Source organism: Streptomyces sp. NPDC006602, assembly GCF_042870385.1.
Lineage (GTDB): Bacteria > Actinomycetota > Actinomycetes > Streptomycetales > Streptomycetaceae > Streptomyces.
The window spans coordinates 162770-177852 of the sequence record NZ_JBIAHG010000010.1; the positions used below are offsets into that span (position 1 = coordinate 162770).

Annotated in this window: 15 protein-coding genes; 5 read left to right on the forward strand and 10 right to left on the reverse strand. The window is 70.6% G+C overall.

Annotated elements, in window-relative coordinates; translation table 11 throughout:
• Positions 1-7: 7 nt before the first annotated feature.
• The 10 genes from ACFYO2_RS25305 to ACFYO2_RS25350 form a co-directional block, all read right to left on the reverse strand.
• The gene (locus tag ACFYO2_RS25305; RefSeq protein WP_388353207.1) at positions 8-793 is read right to left on the reverse strand and encodes a FadR/GntR family transcriptional regulator; all 786 of its coding nucleotides are present in this window, start codon (positions 791-793) and stop codon (positions 8-10) included.
• A gap of 89 nt (positions 794-882) precedes the next feature.
• Positions 883-1479: an ATP/GTP-binding protein gene (locus ACFYO2_RS25310; RefSeq protein ID WP_388353210.1), complete on the reverse strand. Its 597-nt coding sequence runs from the start codon at positions 1477-1479 to the stop codon at positions 883-885.
• Positions 1460-1828, reverse strand: a complete 369-nt coding sequence (locus ACFYO2_RS25315) for a DUF742 domain-containing protein (RefSeq protein WP_388353528.1) — start codon at positions 1826-1828, stop codon at positions 1460-1462. The genes ACFYO2_RS25310 and ACFYO2_RS25315 overlap by 20 nt, the downstream gene beginning before the upstream one ends.
• 17 nt (positions 1829-1845) lie before the next feature.
• Positions 1846-2274, reverse strand: coding sequence for a roadblock/LC7 domain-containing protein (locus tag ACFYO2_RS25320; RefSeq protein WP_388353530.1), 429 nt, complete (start codon positions 2272-2274; stop codon positions 1846-1848).
• Positions 2275-2282: 8 nt separating this feature from the next.
• A complete protein-coding gene (locus ACFYO2_RS25325) occupies positions 2283-4637 on the reverse strand; it encodes a nitrate- and nitrite sensing domain-containing protein (RefSeq protein ID WP_388353213.1) in 2355 nt (784 codons plus the stop codon).
• A 239-nt stretch (positions 4638-4876) separates the two neighbouring features.
• A complete protein-coding gene (locus tag ACFYO2_RS25330; RefSeq protein WP_388353216.1) occupies positions 4877-5272 on the reverse strand; it encodes a Zn-ribbon domain-containing OB-fold protein in 396 nt (131 codons plus the stop codon).
• Positions 5269-6420, reverse strand: coding sequence for a thiolase family protein (locus ACFYO2_RS25335; RefSeq protein ID WP_388353220.1), 1152 nt, complete (start codon positions 6418-6420; stop codon positions 5269-5271). The genes ACFYO2_RS25330 and ACFYO2_RS25335 overlap by 4 nt, the downstream gene beginning before the upstream one ends.
• A gap of 4 nt (positions 6421-6424) precedes the next feature.
• Entirely contained in the window at positions 6425-7999 is a 1575-nt protein-coding gene (locus tag ACFYO2_RS25340) for an AMP-binding protein (protein ID WP_388353223.1), read from the reverse strand.
• 36 nt (positions 8000-8035) lie between these two features.
• Complete coding sequence (locus ACFYO2_RS25345; RefSeq protein ID WP_388353225.1) at positions 8036-9526, reverse strand: aldehyde dehydrogenase family protein; 1491 nt, start codon at positions 9524-9526, stop codon at positions 8036-8038.
• A 103-nt stretch (positions 9527-9629) separates the two neighbouring features.
• Complete coding sequence (locus tag ACFYO2_RS25350) at positions 9630-10772, reverse strand: acyl-CoA dehydrogenase family protein (RefSeq protein WP_388353228.1); 1143 nt, start codon at positions 10770-10772, stop codon at positions 9630-9632.
• A gap of 85 nt (positions 10773-10857) precedes the next feature.
• Here ACFYO2_RS25350 and ACFYO2_RS25355 point away from each other — a divergent pair, with 85 nt between their 5' ends.
• The 5 genes from ACFYO2_RS25355 (at position 10858) to ACFYO2_RS25375 (ending at position 15062) form a co-directional block, all read left to right on the forward strand.
• On the forward strand, positions 10858-11613 hold the full coding sequence (locus ACFYO2_RS25355) for an SDR family NAD(P)-dependent oxidoreductase (protein ID WP_388353231.1): 756 nt from the start codon (positions 10858-10860) through the stop codon (positions 11611-11613).
• 10 nt (positions 11614-11623) lie between these two features.
• Positions 11624-12394: an enoyl-CoA hydratase/isomerase family protein gene (locus tag ACFYO2_RS25360; RefSeq protein ID WP_388353234.1), complete on the forward strand. Its 771-nt coding sequence runs from the start codon at positions 11624-11626 to the stop codon at positions 12392-12394.
• 63 nt (positions 12395-12457) lie between these two features.
• Positions 12458-13612: a CaiB/BaiF CoA transferase family protein gene (locus ACFYO2_RS25365; protein ID WP_388353237.1), complete on the forward strand. Its 1155-nt coding sequence runs from the start codon at positions 12458-12460 to the stop codon at positions 13610-13612.
• A 23-nt stretch (positions 13613-13635) separates the two neighbouring features.
• Complete coding sequence (locus ACFYO2_RS25370) at positions 13636-14547, forward strand: SDR family NAD(P)-dependent oxidoreductase (protein WP_388353240.1); 912 nt, start codon at positions 13636-13638, stop codon at positions 14545-14547.
• Positions 14544-15062 (forward strand): DoxX family protein, encoded by a 519-nt coding sequence (locus tag ACFYO2_RS25375; RefSeq protein WP_388353243.1) that lies wholly within the window; start codon positions 14544-14546, stop codon positions 15060-15062. The genes ACFYO2_RS25370 and ACFYO2_RS25375 overlap by 4 nt, the downstream gene beginning before the upstream one ends.
• Positions 15063-15083 lie beyond the last annotated feature (21 nt).

Genomic DNA, 15083 nt, shown 5'->3' on the forward strand with positions numbered 1-15083 from the left:
CGTCGCGTCAGCCGAGCAGGTCCAGGACGGTGGTCATGGACCTGTTCCGCAGCAGGTAGTCCTCGGCCTCCTGGAGGTGGAGGCGCCACAGCTCCTCGGCGGCCTCAGTCCGGCGCGCGGCGACAAGCTCGACGAGGGCGCCGTGGGCGCGGAAGCCCCGGCGGTTGGCCCGTACGTTCTCGGGGCTGCCGGCGTCGAGGTCGACGTGGGACCAGTTCGCCTGGTCGATGATGTGCCGGACCATGCCGTTGAGGACGCTCAGCGTCTCGTTGCCCGCCAGTTCGACGACGAGGGCATGGAACTCCATGTGGGCGCGGATGAAGGCCGAGGGGTCGTCCATGAGCAGCTCGGCCTCGGCGACGGCGGCCCGCAGCCGCTCCAGGTCCTCGTCCGTGCGCCCCTCGGCCAGCAGCCCGGCGCACGGCGCCTCGATGACCGTACGGGCGTCGTAGACGTCCTTGAGGGTCGTGCCGCGATATTCGAGGACCACCCCGGCGTACCGGGCTGCCACCGTGCCCTCCGGGATCTGCACCCGTGCCCCGCCCCGGGCGCCCCTGCGCACGCTGATCAGCGACTCCGACTCCAGCACCCGGAACGCCTCACGCAGCGTCGGCCGGGAGACGGCGAACTCCGCCATCAGCGCCGTCTCGGCCGGCAGCGCCTGCCCCTCCGTCAGCTCCCCGCGCACGATCTTGCGACGCAGCTGTGCCGCCACGAGTTCGGCCATCTTGGGGACCCGGACCTGGACACCGTTCACTCCGCGACCGCCACCGCCCTGCTGCCCCGTACTCATCACCGGGCTCACCTCCGTCCGACCCACAGGTGCGGGACACCGCCCCGAGCACCGGGTAGACGGCCAACCCTACTAGATAACTGATTGAACTAGGTTACCGAGTTCGTCGCAATGAGATGTTCGGCCAGTGCGAGCAGCAGATCGCGGCCGACCGACCGCTGCCGCATGTCCCCGATGACCAAGGGGACTTCCGGGTCGAGGTCCAGCGCTTCGCGGATCTCCCACTCGTCGCGTTCCTGGCGGCCGTGGAAGCAGTTGACGCCGATCACGAAGGGGATGCCGCGGCTCTCGAAGAAGTCGATGGACGCGAAACTGGAGTCCAGCCGTCGGGTGTCGGCGATGACCACCGCACCGAGCGCGCCGTGCACGAGGTCGTTCCACATGAACCAGAAGCGCTCCTGTCCGGGCGTCCCGAACAGGTAGACCACCAGGCGGGGGTTCACCATGATCCGGCCGAAGTCCATGGCCACCGTGGTGGTGGACTTCCGCTCGACGCCTTCGATGTCGTCGACGCCCACGCTCGCGACGGTCAGGTACTCCTCGGTGCGCAGCGGCGCCACCTCGCTCACCGCCCCGACCAGGGTCGTCTTGCCCACGCCGAAGCCACCGGCCACAAGGATTTTGACCGCCGCCGGCGCCGAGCCGTCGTAGGCCCGGCCCGCGGGATCAGAGTCTGCGAAGGCCATCCCTCACCGCCCGAAGAAGTGTCATGTCCAATGTGTTTCCTACTGCTACAGCGATGGGTGGACGGGTTGTCGCCCTGCCCAGCGCGACCAGGTCGTCGATGAGGATCTTCGTCACCGCCACGGGCAGGTTCAGTTCCGCGGCGATCTCGGCCACCGCCGCGGGTGTGCGGCACTGCTGGAGGATCGAGCGGTGCTCGGGTTGCAGGCCGCGCAGACCGGCCCGGCCGGGTGGCGGTTCGACGGTCGTCACGAGGGTGATCAGCGTGAGGTCGTCGCGCGCGGGTGCCGTGCGGCCCTGGGTGATGGTGTAGGGCCTTACCGACAGCTCTTCAGCGTCCCCCGCTTCCAGGCCGTCCATCCAGTGGCTCACTCACGTACACCGCCCTTGTCGGCGGGCGCACCGAAGCGTGCCTCGGTGCTCATGCGCTGGCCCACTTGCTGCATGAGGGTGTGCATGGCCACGGCCATCAACTCGGCGTCCACTTCCTGGGAGGCCACGACTGCCAGATGCGTGCCTCGGCCCGCGGCAGAGATGAACAGCCACAGGTCGGTCATCTCGACGATCACCTGATGCACCGAACCGCCGCCGAACAGCTCGCCGACCCCCCGGGCCAGGCTCTGCTGACCGGTGGCCACGGCGGCGAGGCGCTCGGCGTCGCCGCGGGCGATGGTGCGGGACTGGCTGACCACCAGCCCGTCGTCGGACAGCACGATGGCATGGTGCGTGCCGGGAACCTGTTCGACCAGGCCGTCCAGCAACCAGTCGAGGTCCGGATGAGTGGCGGTCGTTCGCATTGTCATGGTCAGTCTTCCGTAGGGATCCGTCTACGCTGCGGCAGCACGTCGGTGGGTTCGTGGTCGGTCGGGGAAGCGTCACGCCGGACCATCCGGGACTGGCGTTGGAAGGCGCCGATCGTCGCGCCGGAGCGGGCGGGCGCGGACCGCCGAGCCGGCATCTGCTCGTCGGTCGCCGGCGCCCGCAGGGCCGCGGTCGGGTCCCGCAGTTCGTCGGCGAGACTGGCCAGGCGCACCCGTTTGGGGAGCGGTTGCACATCCGGCGCGACATTCACGCGCGGTGCGCCGTTCACGTGCGGCGCGCCGGCCATCTGCGGCACTCCGCGGGGACGCGGCGGCCGGGTCCACACGTCACCGGGGGGAACCGCGGCTCCGGGTGGGCCGACGCGGCCGGTCACCAGCGTGTCCACGTCCGGGGCCGTCCCGTTCTCCGGGCCGGGCGCGTCCTCCACGGCCCCGTCGTGGGCCGGCCGGGCGGCGTCGGCTCCCTCGGGCATGGGTCCGGTGGGCCCAGGAACGTCGACGACGAGTTCGTCGGGGATGAGGACGACCACCCGGGTGCCACCGAACGAGGAGGGCCGCAGTTCCACATGGATGCCGAGGCCGCGCGCCAACCGGGCGACCACATAGAGGCCGAGCCTGACGTCGTCCGCCCGGGACATGACGTCCAGGCGGGGCGGCTCGGTCATCAGGCGGTTGGCTTCGTCGTACTGCTCCGGGTCCATGCCGACGCCGCGGTCCTCGATCTCCACGGCGAGACCGCGCCCCACCCGGGCGGCGTACACCTCCACCGGCGTCGGCGGCTTCGAGAAGCCCACCGCGTTCTCCATGAGTTCGGCCAGCACGTGGATCACCAGACCGACCGCGCGCTCGGCCAGCCACACGCGCTCCTCCACGTCGATCTGGATCCGCCGGTAGTCCTGCACCTCGCTCTGTGCGGAGCGCAGCACATCCAGCAGCAGGACGGGCTTGCGCCAGCGTCGCTGCGGCTGGCCGCCCCCGAGAATCACCAGGTTCTCCTCGTAGCGCCGCAGCCTGGCGGTCAGATGGTCGAGGTCGAACAGGCCCTCCAGGACCTCGGGATCCTCATGCCGACGCTCCAGCTCACTGAGCTTCTTCATCTGGAGTCCGATGAGCAGCTGGGTGCGCCGGGCGATGCGCTGGAGCAGCTTCTCGAAGCCGCGGAACTGCGACACCTGAGCCATCGTCGTGTCCAGTGCGCTGTGGCGCGCGAGGTTCAGCGCCTGGCCCAGCTGGCCCAGTTCGTCGCCGCCGTGCTGGATCGCGGGGAGTTCGGCGTCCAGATCGACCGCCTCTCCTCTGCGCAGGCGTTCGACCACGTCCGGCATGCGGGTCTGCAGGTCCAGGGCGGCCGCGCGCAACGCGGAGATCCGCCGGCGCAGCGTCCGGGTGAGCAGTGCGGTGACCAGCGCGACCAGGAGAACCGCCACCGCGCCCATCACGCTGGTGACGATCAGTCGCCGCACCATCGAGTGCAGCTCCCTCTCGGTGGCGGCCGTCAGGGTCACGGAGTAGGCGGCGTTGAGCCCCTGCAGCTGGGCGGCGACCGGCCCGACGCTGTCGCGCCACGTCGTGCCGAGTCCCTCGGAGAACTTGTCCGGATCGGTCCCGGAGGCTGAGCCGGACAGCACCTTCCGCTCGGCGGTCGTCTTCTGCTTCCACGCGCCGCCCGCCATCAGCTTCCGGTAGAGCGCGGCCTGGTCGCCCGGAACGAGGGGCACGATCTTGTTGTCGTAGAGGAATCCCTGCGAGTCGATCCATCCGGCCAGTTGCCCGCGTTCGGTGTCGGAAAGCCGTCCGGTCACCGAGCCGCGGGTGAAGAGCGCGTTCTCCCGCGAGATCATCTCCATGCCCCAGACCGAGTCGATGGCCGGCCTGGCGAGATAGTCGATGTTGGGCAGACCCACGTGGCTCAGTACGGTGAACAGGTTCAGCTGGCCGGAGATGAGGCTCGTATAGCGGTCGAACGTCTGCTGCTGCGAGGCGGTCCGCTGGTCCACCCCCGCCCGGTAGTCGGCCAGTTTCCGCAGGTTCCTGCCCACCTGGACGACGTTGCGGCGGATGTCGTCCGGGGCGCTCCAGTTGCTGTTGGGCAGTTCCTGGACGCTTCTGACGTCCGCGTCGGTACGGCTGCGCTGCTCGCGCAGCGCCTTCCGGTAGCCCGCAGGATCAGCCAACTCCGCGCCGCTGAGCCGCCGTTCTTCCTGGAGGTCGAAGAAGGCGGCCATGATCGGACGTGCCGCCGCGTTGGAGGCCGCGTTGCGGTCCTTCTGCTTCTTCCAGTCCGTGTAGAGCTGCGCGGAACTCGCCAGCCACAGGGCCACGAGTGTCACGCTGGGCACCAGAGCCAGGATGAGCAGAACCGTGCGCAGCGATGGCTGTCGCCGGGTTCCGCTGCCTCTTTGGCCTTGTCTCTTCGACGCACGCGCGTGCACTGCCACTGAGGTCCCCAGCGATGCTCCAAGTGACAGGCCGCTCCGATGGGCCCGCACGATGACGGGCCGATGCTATCCGCTGATACCGCTATCTAAATACACTTAGAGCACTACTGTTTCACAGGCATCGGTTTGAACGGATGCCTTCAACACTCCGGCACGAAACAGGGCAGCGTGATCTCGTCCGTGAGGGGCCGGAAGTCGACGCGTACGCGCATGCCGATGTCGACGCCGTCCGGATCGCCTGCGTCGACGTGGGAGAGCAGGGTGGCGCCGTCGTCGAGGTCGATCACGGCGAGCGCGAAGGGCGTGTCGAAGCCGGGGCCGGGTGCGCGGTGCACCACGGTCACCGAGTAGACGGTCCCCCGGCCCGCGCTGGGCACGTACCGCCAGTCCGGCGCCATGCATCCGGGGCAGGCGGGCTCGGGAACGAAGAAGCGCAGGTCGCAGGTCGAGCAGTACGGGACGACCAGGTCGCCGCGTCGGGCCGCGTCCCAGAACGGTTCGGACAGTTCGGTGGGGACGGGTACGGGCCGGCTCATCGCGCTCTCCCCAGCAGGCTCATCTCGTAGTGCTGTGCGCCGGACCCGGCGTTGCCGACGACCGCCAGCTCGGCGCCCTCGACCTGGTGCACGGCGGTGCCGCGCAACTGCCGTACGGCCTCGACGACTTTGAGCGTCATCTGCTGCGTGCCGTTCCAGGCGTACGACAGACAGCCGCCGTCGGGATTGACGGGATGCTTGCCGCCCACGGCGATGGCACCGCTGGCCGCCAGCGGTCCGCCCTCTCCCTCGCCGCACAGGCCGAGTGCCTCCAACTGCCGGATGATCTCGAAGGAGTTGGGGTCGTACAGGGAGAAGACGTCCACGTCGTGCGGGCTGACGCCGGCCATGGCGTAGGCGCGGGACGCGGCGTCCCGGCCGAGCTGCCCGACTTCTCGGTACAGCGCCGGGTTGGCGTACGCGGCCTGGTGGTACTCCATGCCGCCGCCGAGGACGGCGACGGCCGGGTGGGGGAGGTCGCGGGCCCGTTCGGCGGTGGTCACCACGAGTGCGGCGCCGCCCTCGCCGACGATGCAGCAGTCCAGCAGGTGGAAGGGCGTGGCCACCATCCGGGAGGCGAGGACGTCGTCGGCGGTGTACGGTCCGCGGCCGTACATCATCGCCTCCGGGTTGGTGGTGCCGTTGTTGCGGATCGTGGCGGCGACCTCGGCGAGCTGACGGGACGTCGTCCCGTACTCGTGCATGTGCCGTGCCGCCACCAGCGCGAACTGGGCGACGACATAGCTGCCCCACACGTCGGCGAACTCCAGGGGCACACCGGCTCCGACGGGACCGGCTCCGCGCGAGACCAGCTTGCAGCCGCCGACGACGACGGTGTCCGCGTATCCGGCACTGATGGCGGCGGCCGCCTTCAGCAGGCCCCGTGAGCCGGCGTTGTCGAGCATCGAGTCGCTGGTCCAACGCAGGTCCCTGCCGAGCATCCGCGCCCAGGAGCTGCCCTCGCCGGGTACGCCGCCCGGGCCGGGCCAGTCGACCTGGGCGCCGTCGACGTCGGCCGGGATGAGCCCGGCGTCCGCGATCGCACCGCGCACCGCTTCGAGGGCGAGGTCCATGGCGTCACGGTCGGGCAGCATCAGCGCCTGCTCGGTGGCGTGCACGCCGACGACTACGGGTTGGCGGCCGTTCACGTGGTCACCGTCCCGCGCCGAGGGTGTCGCCGCCGGGATAACCGCCCCCGCCAAAGCGCTCGTCGAGCGCCTCGTAGTCCTTGGCGTAGTCCTTGGTGCGCGGCAGTGCCTCGACGAACTCGACCGTCTTCGGCTTCTTGTACGAGGCGATCCGCGCCCGGCAGTGCTCGATGACGTCCGCTGCCGTGACCGGCTCGGCGCCCGGCTGCAGCACCACCACGGCCTTGACGTCCTGCGCCCAGCGCTCGTTGGGCACGCCGATCACGGCCGCCTCTTTGACCGCCGGATGCGACTCGATGCAGTTCTCCACCTCGGCCGGGAAGATGTTCTCGGCCGCCGACTTGAGCATGCGGGTCGTCGTCCCGAGGAAGCTGATCGTGCCGTCGCTCTCGCGCCGGCCGAGGTCGGTGGTGTGCCACCAGCCGAAGCGGAAGCGTTCCTCGTTGATCTCGGGCCGGTTCCAGTAGCCGAGGTGCACGAGGTCGCCGCGGACACAGATCTCGCCGGCCTCGCCGGCCGCACACTCCTGACCGGTGCCGTCCAGCACGCGTACGGCGGTGAAGGGCCCCGGACGCCCCGCGTTGCCGGTGCCCGAGCCGCCGTAGGCGCCGGTCACGGCGAAGCCGGTCACCTCTGTCTGCCCATAACCGCGGCCCTCGCCACCGCCGTTGCGGGTGAAGCGGCTGGTGTCGGTGGGGATGGTGCCCTGCCACAGGGGTGCGGCGACGCTCGCGCGCAGGTGCGAGAGGTCGTGGCCGGCCTCGCGGTTCAGCTCGACGAGTTGCGCGATGGTCGGCGGCATCAGATAGGCGTGGGTGCACTGCTCCGCCGCGAGGAGCGGGAGCAGTTCCTCGGCGACCACGCGGCGGACGACCACGTTCTTGCCGCCGTGCACGAAGGCCGGGACGCCCCAGAACTGGTAGTTGCCGATGTGGAACATCGGTCCGGCGCCGAGGAAGGCGGTTTCCGTGCCGATGTCCCCCATCCAGGCGCCGCTCGTGCCCATGGCGAGCAGGTTGCGGTGGGAGAGCATCGAGCCGGACTGCCGGCCGGAGATCGCCGCGGTGTAGATGACCAGCAGGGCGGCGTCGGGGTCGACCTCGGCGACGGGGTCCTCGGGCGAGCCGGAGGCCAGGAAGGACTCGTAGGAGTCGGCGTCTTCGGAGTCGTGGCGCAGCCACAACGCCCGGTGGTCGCTGCCGAGTTCGGCGCGCGCCTTGGCGACCGTGTCGCCGATCTCCTCGTCCTGCCAGACGACGACCTTGGGGTCGAAGTCCTCGACGGCGAAGGCCATCTCGGGGGCTGCCCAGCGCCAGTAGCCGGGGCAGACCATGGCGCCGATCTTCGCGGCGGCGCCGAGCAGCTCCCAGATCCGGAAGGAGTTCTGGCCCAGCCACAGGATGCGGTCGCCGGGGCCGACGCCCGCGTCCGTGAGGGCGCCTGCGATTCGGTTGGTGCGCTCGTCCAACTGGGGCCAGGTCAGCCGGACGTCGCCGTCGACGAGGGCGACTTGGTCGGGGAAGGACCTTCGGTGCTCACGGATGATGTCGCCGAACGTCAGGCGGCGGGCGGAATGCATGCTGTTGGCTCCAAAGGCTTGGAGAGGTGGGGGCCGTCAGACGCGGCCGATGCCCACGCCCTTGACGTTGATGAACTCGTCCAGACCGGCCTTGCCGCCTTCCCGCCCGAACCCGCTCACGCCGACACCACCGAACGGCGTGGCAGGCGAAGTGATGGGATTCGGCCCGGGGTTGACGTAGACCGTCCCGGCCTTCAGGCGCGGCACCAGGCGGTTGACGCGCGCGATGTCACGGGACTGGATGTAGGCGGACAGGCCGTACTCGCTGTCGTTGGCCAGGGCGACGGCCTGGTCCTCGGTGTCGAACGGGGTGATGGCCAGGACCGGGCCGAAGACCTCCTGCTGGGCGAGGTCACTGCGGTTGTCGACGTCCGCGAAGACGGTCGGCGAGACGAAGTAGCCGTCGGATTCGATGCGTTCGCCGCCGAACACGAGCCGGCCGGCACCGTCCTCGACCGCCTTGTCGATCATGCCCTGCACGCGTTCGCGGGCGGCTTCGTTGATGAGGGGTCCGATGTACGTCGTCGGGTCGAGCGGGTCACCCACGGGCAGGTGGGCGATCACACCGGTGACCCGCGCGATGACCTCGTCGTAGATCGGGCGCTCCACCAGGAGCCGGGTGGGCAGTGCGCAGCCCTGCCCGGTGTTGCTCATGGCGAAGGCCGCGCAGTACGGGACGACGGTGTCCAGGTCGGTGTCGGCGAAGAGCAGGTTGGCGGACTTGCCGCCGAGCTCGAACACCACCGGCTTGAGGCTCAGTGCCGCGTCGGCCATGATGCGGCGCGCGGTGGCGGGACCGCCGGTGAAGGAGATCTTGTCGACGCCGGGGTGGGTCACCAGGGCCGATCCCGCGTCGCCGAGCCCGGTGACGACGTTGATGACGCCCTCGGGGATGCCGGCCTCGCGGGCCAGGTCGGCGAAGAGCAGCGCGGAGAACGGCGTGGACTCGGCCGGTTTGATCACCACGGTGTTGCCGGCGGCGAGCGACGGCGGGACCTTCATCGCCAGTGACAGCGCGGGCGAGTTCCAGGTGATGATGTGGCCGATGACGCCGTACGGCTCGGCGATCGTGTACTCGACGTTCTCGTGCGGGCTGTAGGCCGCGCCGACCATGCCCTCGATCTTGTCGGCCCAACCCGCGTAGTACTCGGTCCACTCGGCGACGTGCGGTCCGACGTTCTCCGCCCAGCCGCCGATGCACACGCCGTTCTCCAGCGGGCAGATGGCCGCGAAGTCGGGGATGTGGTCGCGCAGCAGTCCGGCGAAGCGGGTGAGCAGCCGGCGGCGCTCGGCGGGGCGCATGGTGCCCCACACCTCGAAGGCCTGGTGGGCGGCCGCCACTGCCTGGTCCACCTCGGTGGGCCCGGCGAGCGGGATGTGCGCCTGGATCAGGCCGGTCGCCGGGTTGCGGTGCTCGTAGAGTCCGCCGCTGGTGTCGGTGACGTCCTTGCCGCCGATGACCAGACGCGGCTGCGGCAGGTCGTGCTCCGCCCTGTCCTGGTGCAGCTTCACATCGACCGTGACCACGGATACCTCCTAGAGACCGCGCAACACTGCGCACATCCAGGCTAAATAGCTAACCTATTTATCCAAGGTAGTCAATAAGTTCAGAACACCCCCTGACCGTGGACTACAGGCCCAGCGACCGCCCGATGATCTCCAGCATGATCTCCGAGGTTCCGCCGAAGACCCGCTGCACCCGGCTGTCCCGCCAGATGCGCGCGATCTCGTACTCGTTGACGTAGCCGTAGCCGCCGAAGAGCTGCATGCAGCGGTCGATGACCTGCCAGCCGGTCTCCGAGGTCCAGTACTTGGCGGCGGCGGCCTCCTCGGCCGTGAGTTCGCCCTGGACCAGGGCCATGATGCAGCCGTCCACGTAGACCCGGGCGGCGTTCAGCTTGGCCCTGATGTCGGCGAGCGCGAACCTGTTGGCCTGGAACTCCCCGATGGGCTGCCCGAAGGCGGTACGGGTCTTGGCGTACTCCAGTGCCAGCGCGTAGGCCCGCTCGGCAGCCGCCAGCGAGGAGACCGCGATGGCGAGCCGTTCCGTGGGGAGGTTTCCCATCATGTGGTAGAAACCGCGGCCCTCCTCTCCGATGAGGTTCTCGGCCGGGACCCGGACCTCGCGGAAGAAGAGCTCGGCGGTGTCCTGGGCCTTCATCCCGACCTTGTCGAGCTTGCGCCCGCGTTCGAAGCCCTCGGCGCCGCGCTCGACGACGATCAGGCTGATGCCCTTGTGGCCCGCCTCCGGGTCCGTCTTGCAGGCGACGACGACCAGGTCGGCCAGGATGCCGTTGGTGATGAAGGTCTTGGAGCCGTCGATCACCCACTCGTCGCCGTCCCGGCGGGCGGTGGTGTGGATGCCCTTGAGATCGGACCCGGCGGACGGCTCCGACAGCGCGAGCGCGCAGATCGTCTCGCCGCTGATCACCCCGGGCAGCCAGCGGGCCTTCTGCGCAGGTGTGGTGAGGTTCATCAGATAGGGCGGGATGACGTCGTTCTGCAGCCCGAGTCCGATGCCGACCGAGCTGGTCGCCGCCATCTCCTCCGCCATGATGGCGTTGTAGCGGAAGTCCCGGATGCCCTGGCCGCCGTACTCCTCCGGGAACTGCCAGCCGATGAGTCCGGCCTTGCCCGCCGCCGCCCAGGCGGCCCGGCTCACCTGCCCGTCGCGCTCCCACTGCTCGGCATACGGGGCGCATTCGCGCAGGTAGAAGGTTCGGGCAGTCTCGCGGAAGAGCTCGTGCTCCTCGGTGAAGATCGTTCGGCGCATGCTCGACTCCACTCACATATCTCGCTTATTTAGCTGAAGTAGTTATACGATAGCGCTGTATCGGGACCTGGGCGAGGGAGGGCGCGTGAGCGTACGGGACAAGGTGGCACTCGTCACCGGAGCGGGACGCGGCATCGGCGAGGCGATCGCCGACCGCCTCGCCGCCCAGGGAGCCGCGGTCGCCGTCTGCGACCTGGACCCGGAGGCCGCCGCCAAGGTCGCGGGCCGGCTCGTCGAGCGGTACGGGGTGCGGGCGACGGGGGTCGGCGCGGACATCTCCGACAGCGCGGCCGTCCACGCGGCCGTGGAACGGGTGACCGTCGAGCTCGGTCCGGTGGACGTGCTGGTCAACAACGCGGCTGTCGACGTCATCGGCCGCTTCCTCGACAGCGCCGAGGACACCTGGGACCGGATCATCGCCGTCAATCTGCGCGGCACGATCACGATGACCCGGGTCGTGCTCGACTCGATGACCGGACGCGGCGGCGGCCGGATCATCCACATCGCCTCCGACGCCGGCCGGGTCGGCTCGTCCGGCGAGGTGGTGTACTCCGCGACCAAGGGCGGGGTCATCGCCTTCGGCAAGGCGCTGGCCCGCGAGGTCGCCCGGTACGGCATCACCGTGAACAGCGTCTGCCCGGGGCCGACCGACACGGCCCTCCTCGGGCAGGTCGCCGAGTACAGCCAGAAGATGTACGACGCGACCGTGCGGGCCATCCCGCTGCGCCGCGTCGCCCAGCCCGACGAGATCGCCGGTGTGGTGGCCTTCCTCGCGTCCGACGACGCCGCGTACATGACCGGGCAGACGCTCTCGGTCAGCGGCGGACTCACGATGGTCTGAGGTGAGCTGCGTGCTGCGTGTCGAACTCCGGGACCGGATCGCCGTGTTGACCCTCGACCGGCCGGGGCAGCTCAACGCCATCGGCTCCGAGACCGTGGCGCAACTGAGACAGGCCCTCGCCGGCGTCCGCGACGACGACGACGTGCGTGCCCTGGTTGTGACCGGGGCGGGACGGGCCTTCTCGGCCGGTGCCGACCTCGGTGAGATCGAGTCGTTCACGGCGCCCGGGCAGTTCCGTGACTTCGTGGGGCGCCTGACCGAGACGTTCGCGCTCCTGGAGGACTTCCCCAAGCCCTCGGTCGCGGCCGTCCACGGGTTCGCCTTCGGCGGCGGTCTGGAGCTGGCCCTCGCCTGCGACCTGCGGGTGGCGGAGCGGGGCACACGGCTCGGCCTGCCCGAGATGAAGCTCGGCGTGCTGCCGGGCGCGGGCGGCACCCAGCGGCTGCCGCGCCTGTTGCCGCCGGCGATCGCCAAACAGATGATCCTCACCGGCGAGCCGATCGGCGCGGAGCGCGCCCACGCGCTCGGGCTGGTCAACGAACTGGCCGAGCCGGGCGGCGCGCTCAAGGCCGCGGAGGAGTTGGCGGCGCGGCTTGCCGCCGGAGCTCCGCTGGCGCTCGCGGCGGGCAAGCGGCTGATCGACTACGGGCTCGGCATGGACCTGGAGGCGGCCATCGCGTACGAGCGCGAGACCGTCTCGGTGCTGTTCTCCACCGAGGACCGGGCCGAGGGACTCAAGGCCTTCCGGGAACGCCGACCGGGCGACTTCCGCGGCGTATAGCAGGCGTACGGCAGGCGTGAAGCAGGCGTGAAGCAGGCGTCCCGACAGATCTGGAGGTGGGCCGTGCGGCCACTGGAGGGCATTGCCGTGGTCGAGCTGGGCATGTGGGTGGCGGCACCGGCCGCGGCCACCATGCTCGCCGACTGGGGCGCGGACGTGGTGAAGGTGGAGGCGCCGACCGGCGACCCCAACCGTTACACGCTCAAGCACGTCGGCCAGGACATCGACAGCGCGCCCCCGTTCGAGACCGACAACCGCGGCAAGCGCGGGATCGTCCTCGACCTGCGCTCGCAGGACGGCAAGGACGTGCTCGAGCGGCTGCTGGAGCGGGCCGACGTGTTCGTCACCAACCTGCGCCCGGGCGCCCTGGAGCGGCTGGGCCTGTCTCCGGACGCGCTGCGCACCCGCCATCCCCGCCTGGTCGTCGGCACGTTGACGGGTTACGGCTGGACGGGCGCCGAGCGCGACCGCGCCGGGTACGACGTCTCCGCGTTCTGGGCCCGGCCCGGCATCGCCGCCATGCTCAACCCGGCCGGTCAGCCGCCGCCCGGCATCCGGCCCGGCCTCGGGGACCGTACGGCCGCGGCCAACCTGGTCGCCGGCGTGCTGGCCGCGCTGCTGCGCCGCGCACGCACCGGCGAGGGCGGGGTGGTGGACGTGTCGCTGCTGCGGTCCGGCACCTACGCCAACGGCAACGACCTCGCCCTGCAGAACTTCTTCGGCAAGCGCGGCCGTACCCGTCCTCGCACCGAGCACGAGTCGCCGCTCTACAACTCCTACCGGGCCGCCGACGACCGCTGGTTCTGGCTGGTCGGCCTGGAGGGCAACCGGCACTGGCCCGGTGTCGTCAAGGCGCTCGGCCGCCAGGACCTGGAGACGGACGAGCGGTTCGCGACCGGCAAGGCCCGGCGCGGGCACGTACGCGAGCTGATCGCCGTGTTCGACGAGGAGTTCGCGAAGCGGCCGCTGGAGGAGTGGGCCGAGCGCTTCGACGCCGAGGGCGTGTGGTGGGCCCCTGTGCAGACCCTGGCGGAGGTGGCGGCCGATCCGCAGGCGGAGGCGGTAGGGGCGTTCGTCGAACAGCCCGGTATGGGTGACGCGCCGCCGCTGCGGACGGTGGCGACTCCCGTCGCCTTCTGGGGCGTCGACGAGAAACCGCGAGGCGGCGCGCCGACGCTCGGCGAGCACACCGACGAAGTGCTCCGCGAACTCAACTGAACTCTCACATCTGGAGGTACGGCGTGGGCATCCTCGACGACAAGGTCGCCATCGTCACCGGCGGCGGCAGAGGCCTTGGCCGGGCGCACTGTCTGGCGCTCGCCGAGGCCGGCGCGACCGTGGTGGTGAACGACCTCGGCTCGGGCATACACGGCGAGCAGACCGGCGACTCCCCCGCCGACGAGGTCGTCGCCGAGATCACCAAGCTCGGCGGCCGGGCGATCGCCAACCACTCCTCGGTGACGGACTGGGCGGCGACCGAGACCATGGTCGCGGACACCGTCGCGGAGTTCGGCCGCCTCGACATCGTCGTGAACAACGCGGGCATCGTGCGCGACCGCATGCTGTTCTCGATGACCGAGGCCGATTTCGACACCGTCATCGCGGTGCACCTGAAGGGCAGCTTCGCGCTCACGCGGCACGCGTGCGCGTACTGGCGCGAGGCGTCGAAGCGGGGCGAGCGGGTCGCCGGCCGCGTGATCAACACGACGTCCGGGACCGGCCTGTTCGGCAACCAGGGCCAGTCCAACTACGGGGCCGCGAAGGCCGGAATAGCCGGGCTCACCGTCCTCACCGCCCTGGAGATGCGCCGGTACGGCGTCACCGCGAACGCCATCTCGCCGATCGCGGCCACGCGGATGACCGACGGGCTGGCCGTCGGCGAGTCCCTCCAGGCCGTCGAGGGCTTCGACCCGCGCGATCCCGCCAACGCCTCCGGTGTCGTCGTCTACCTGGCCTCCGACAGCGCGGCCTGGCTGACCGGCCAGGTCCTGCGCATCGAGGGCAACCGGCTCAACCGCCTGCAGGGCTGGACCGTGGCCGGCGTGCACCCCAGCCAGTCGGGACAGGCCCTCACCTACGACGAACTCGTCGACGCCGTACCGCAGTTGTACGGCGCTGTCCCCGCCGGCCGGGCGACGGGAGCCGGCCAGTGAAGGGCCACGACACCGCCGCCCTCGTGCTGCGCGCGACCCTCGGCCCGATGCTCTTCGCGCACGGCTGGAACAAGGTCGCCGGACCGGGCGGGCTCAAGGGCACCACGGGCTGGTTCGAGGCGCTCGGTCTCCAGCCGGCCGAGGTGCACGCCCGGATGGCGGCCGGCACCGAGATGGCGGCCGGGGTGGGCATCGCGCTCGGCGCGGCCAACCCGCTCCCCGCGGCGGCGGCCGTCGGCCTGATGACCGTGGCCGCGCGGACCGACCACCGCGGCAAGGGCTTCTTCGTCTTCAAGGGCGGCTGGGAGTACGCCGGTGTCGTGGGCGGCGCGGCCGTCGCACTGGCGGCCCTGGGCAACGGCCGGTACTCGCTCGACGGCCTGCTGCGCCGCCAACGTGCGGGCACCAGGCACGCGTTGCTGGCGGCCGGAATCGGCACGGCGAGCGCGGCGGCGCTGCTGGCGCTGTGCTACCGGCCGCAGCAGAAGCCGGACGAGACCGAAGCAGATCACTGAGTGCAACCGGGAATATCAGGG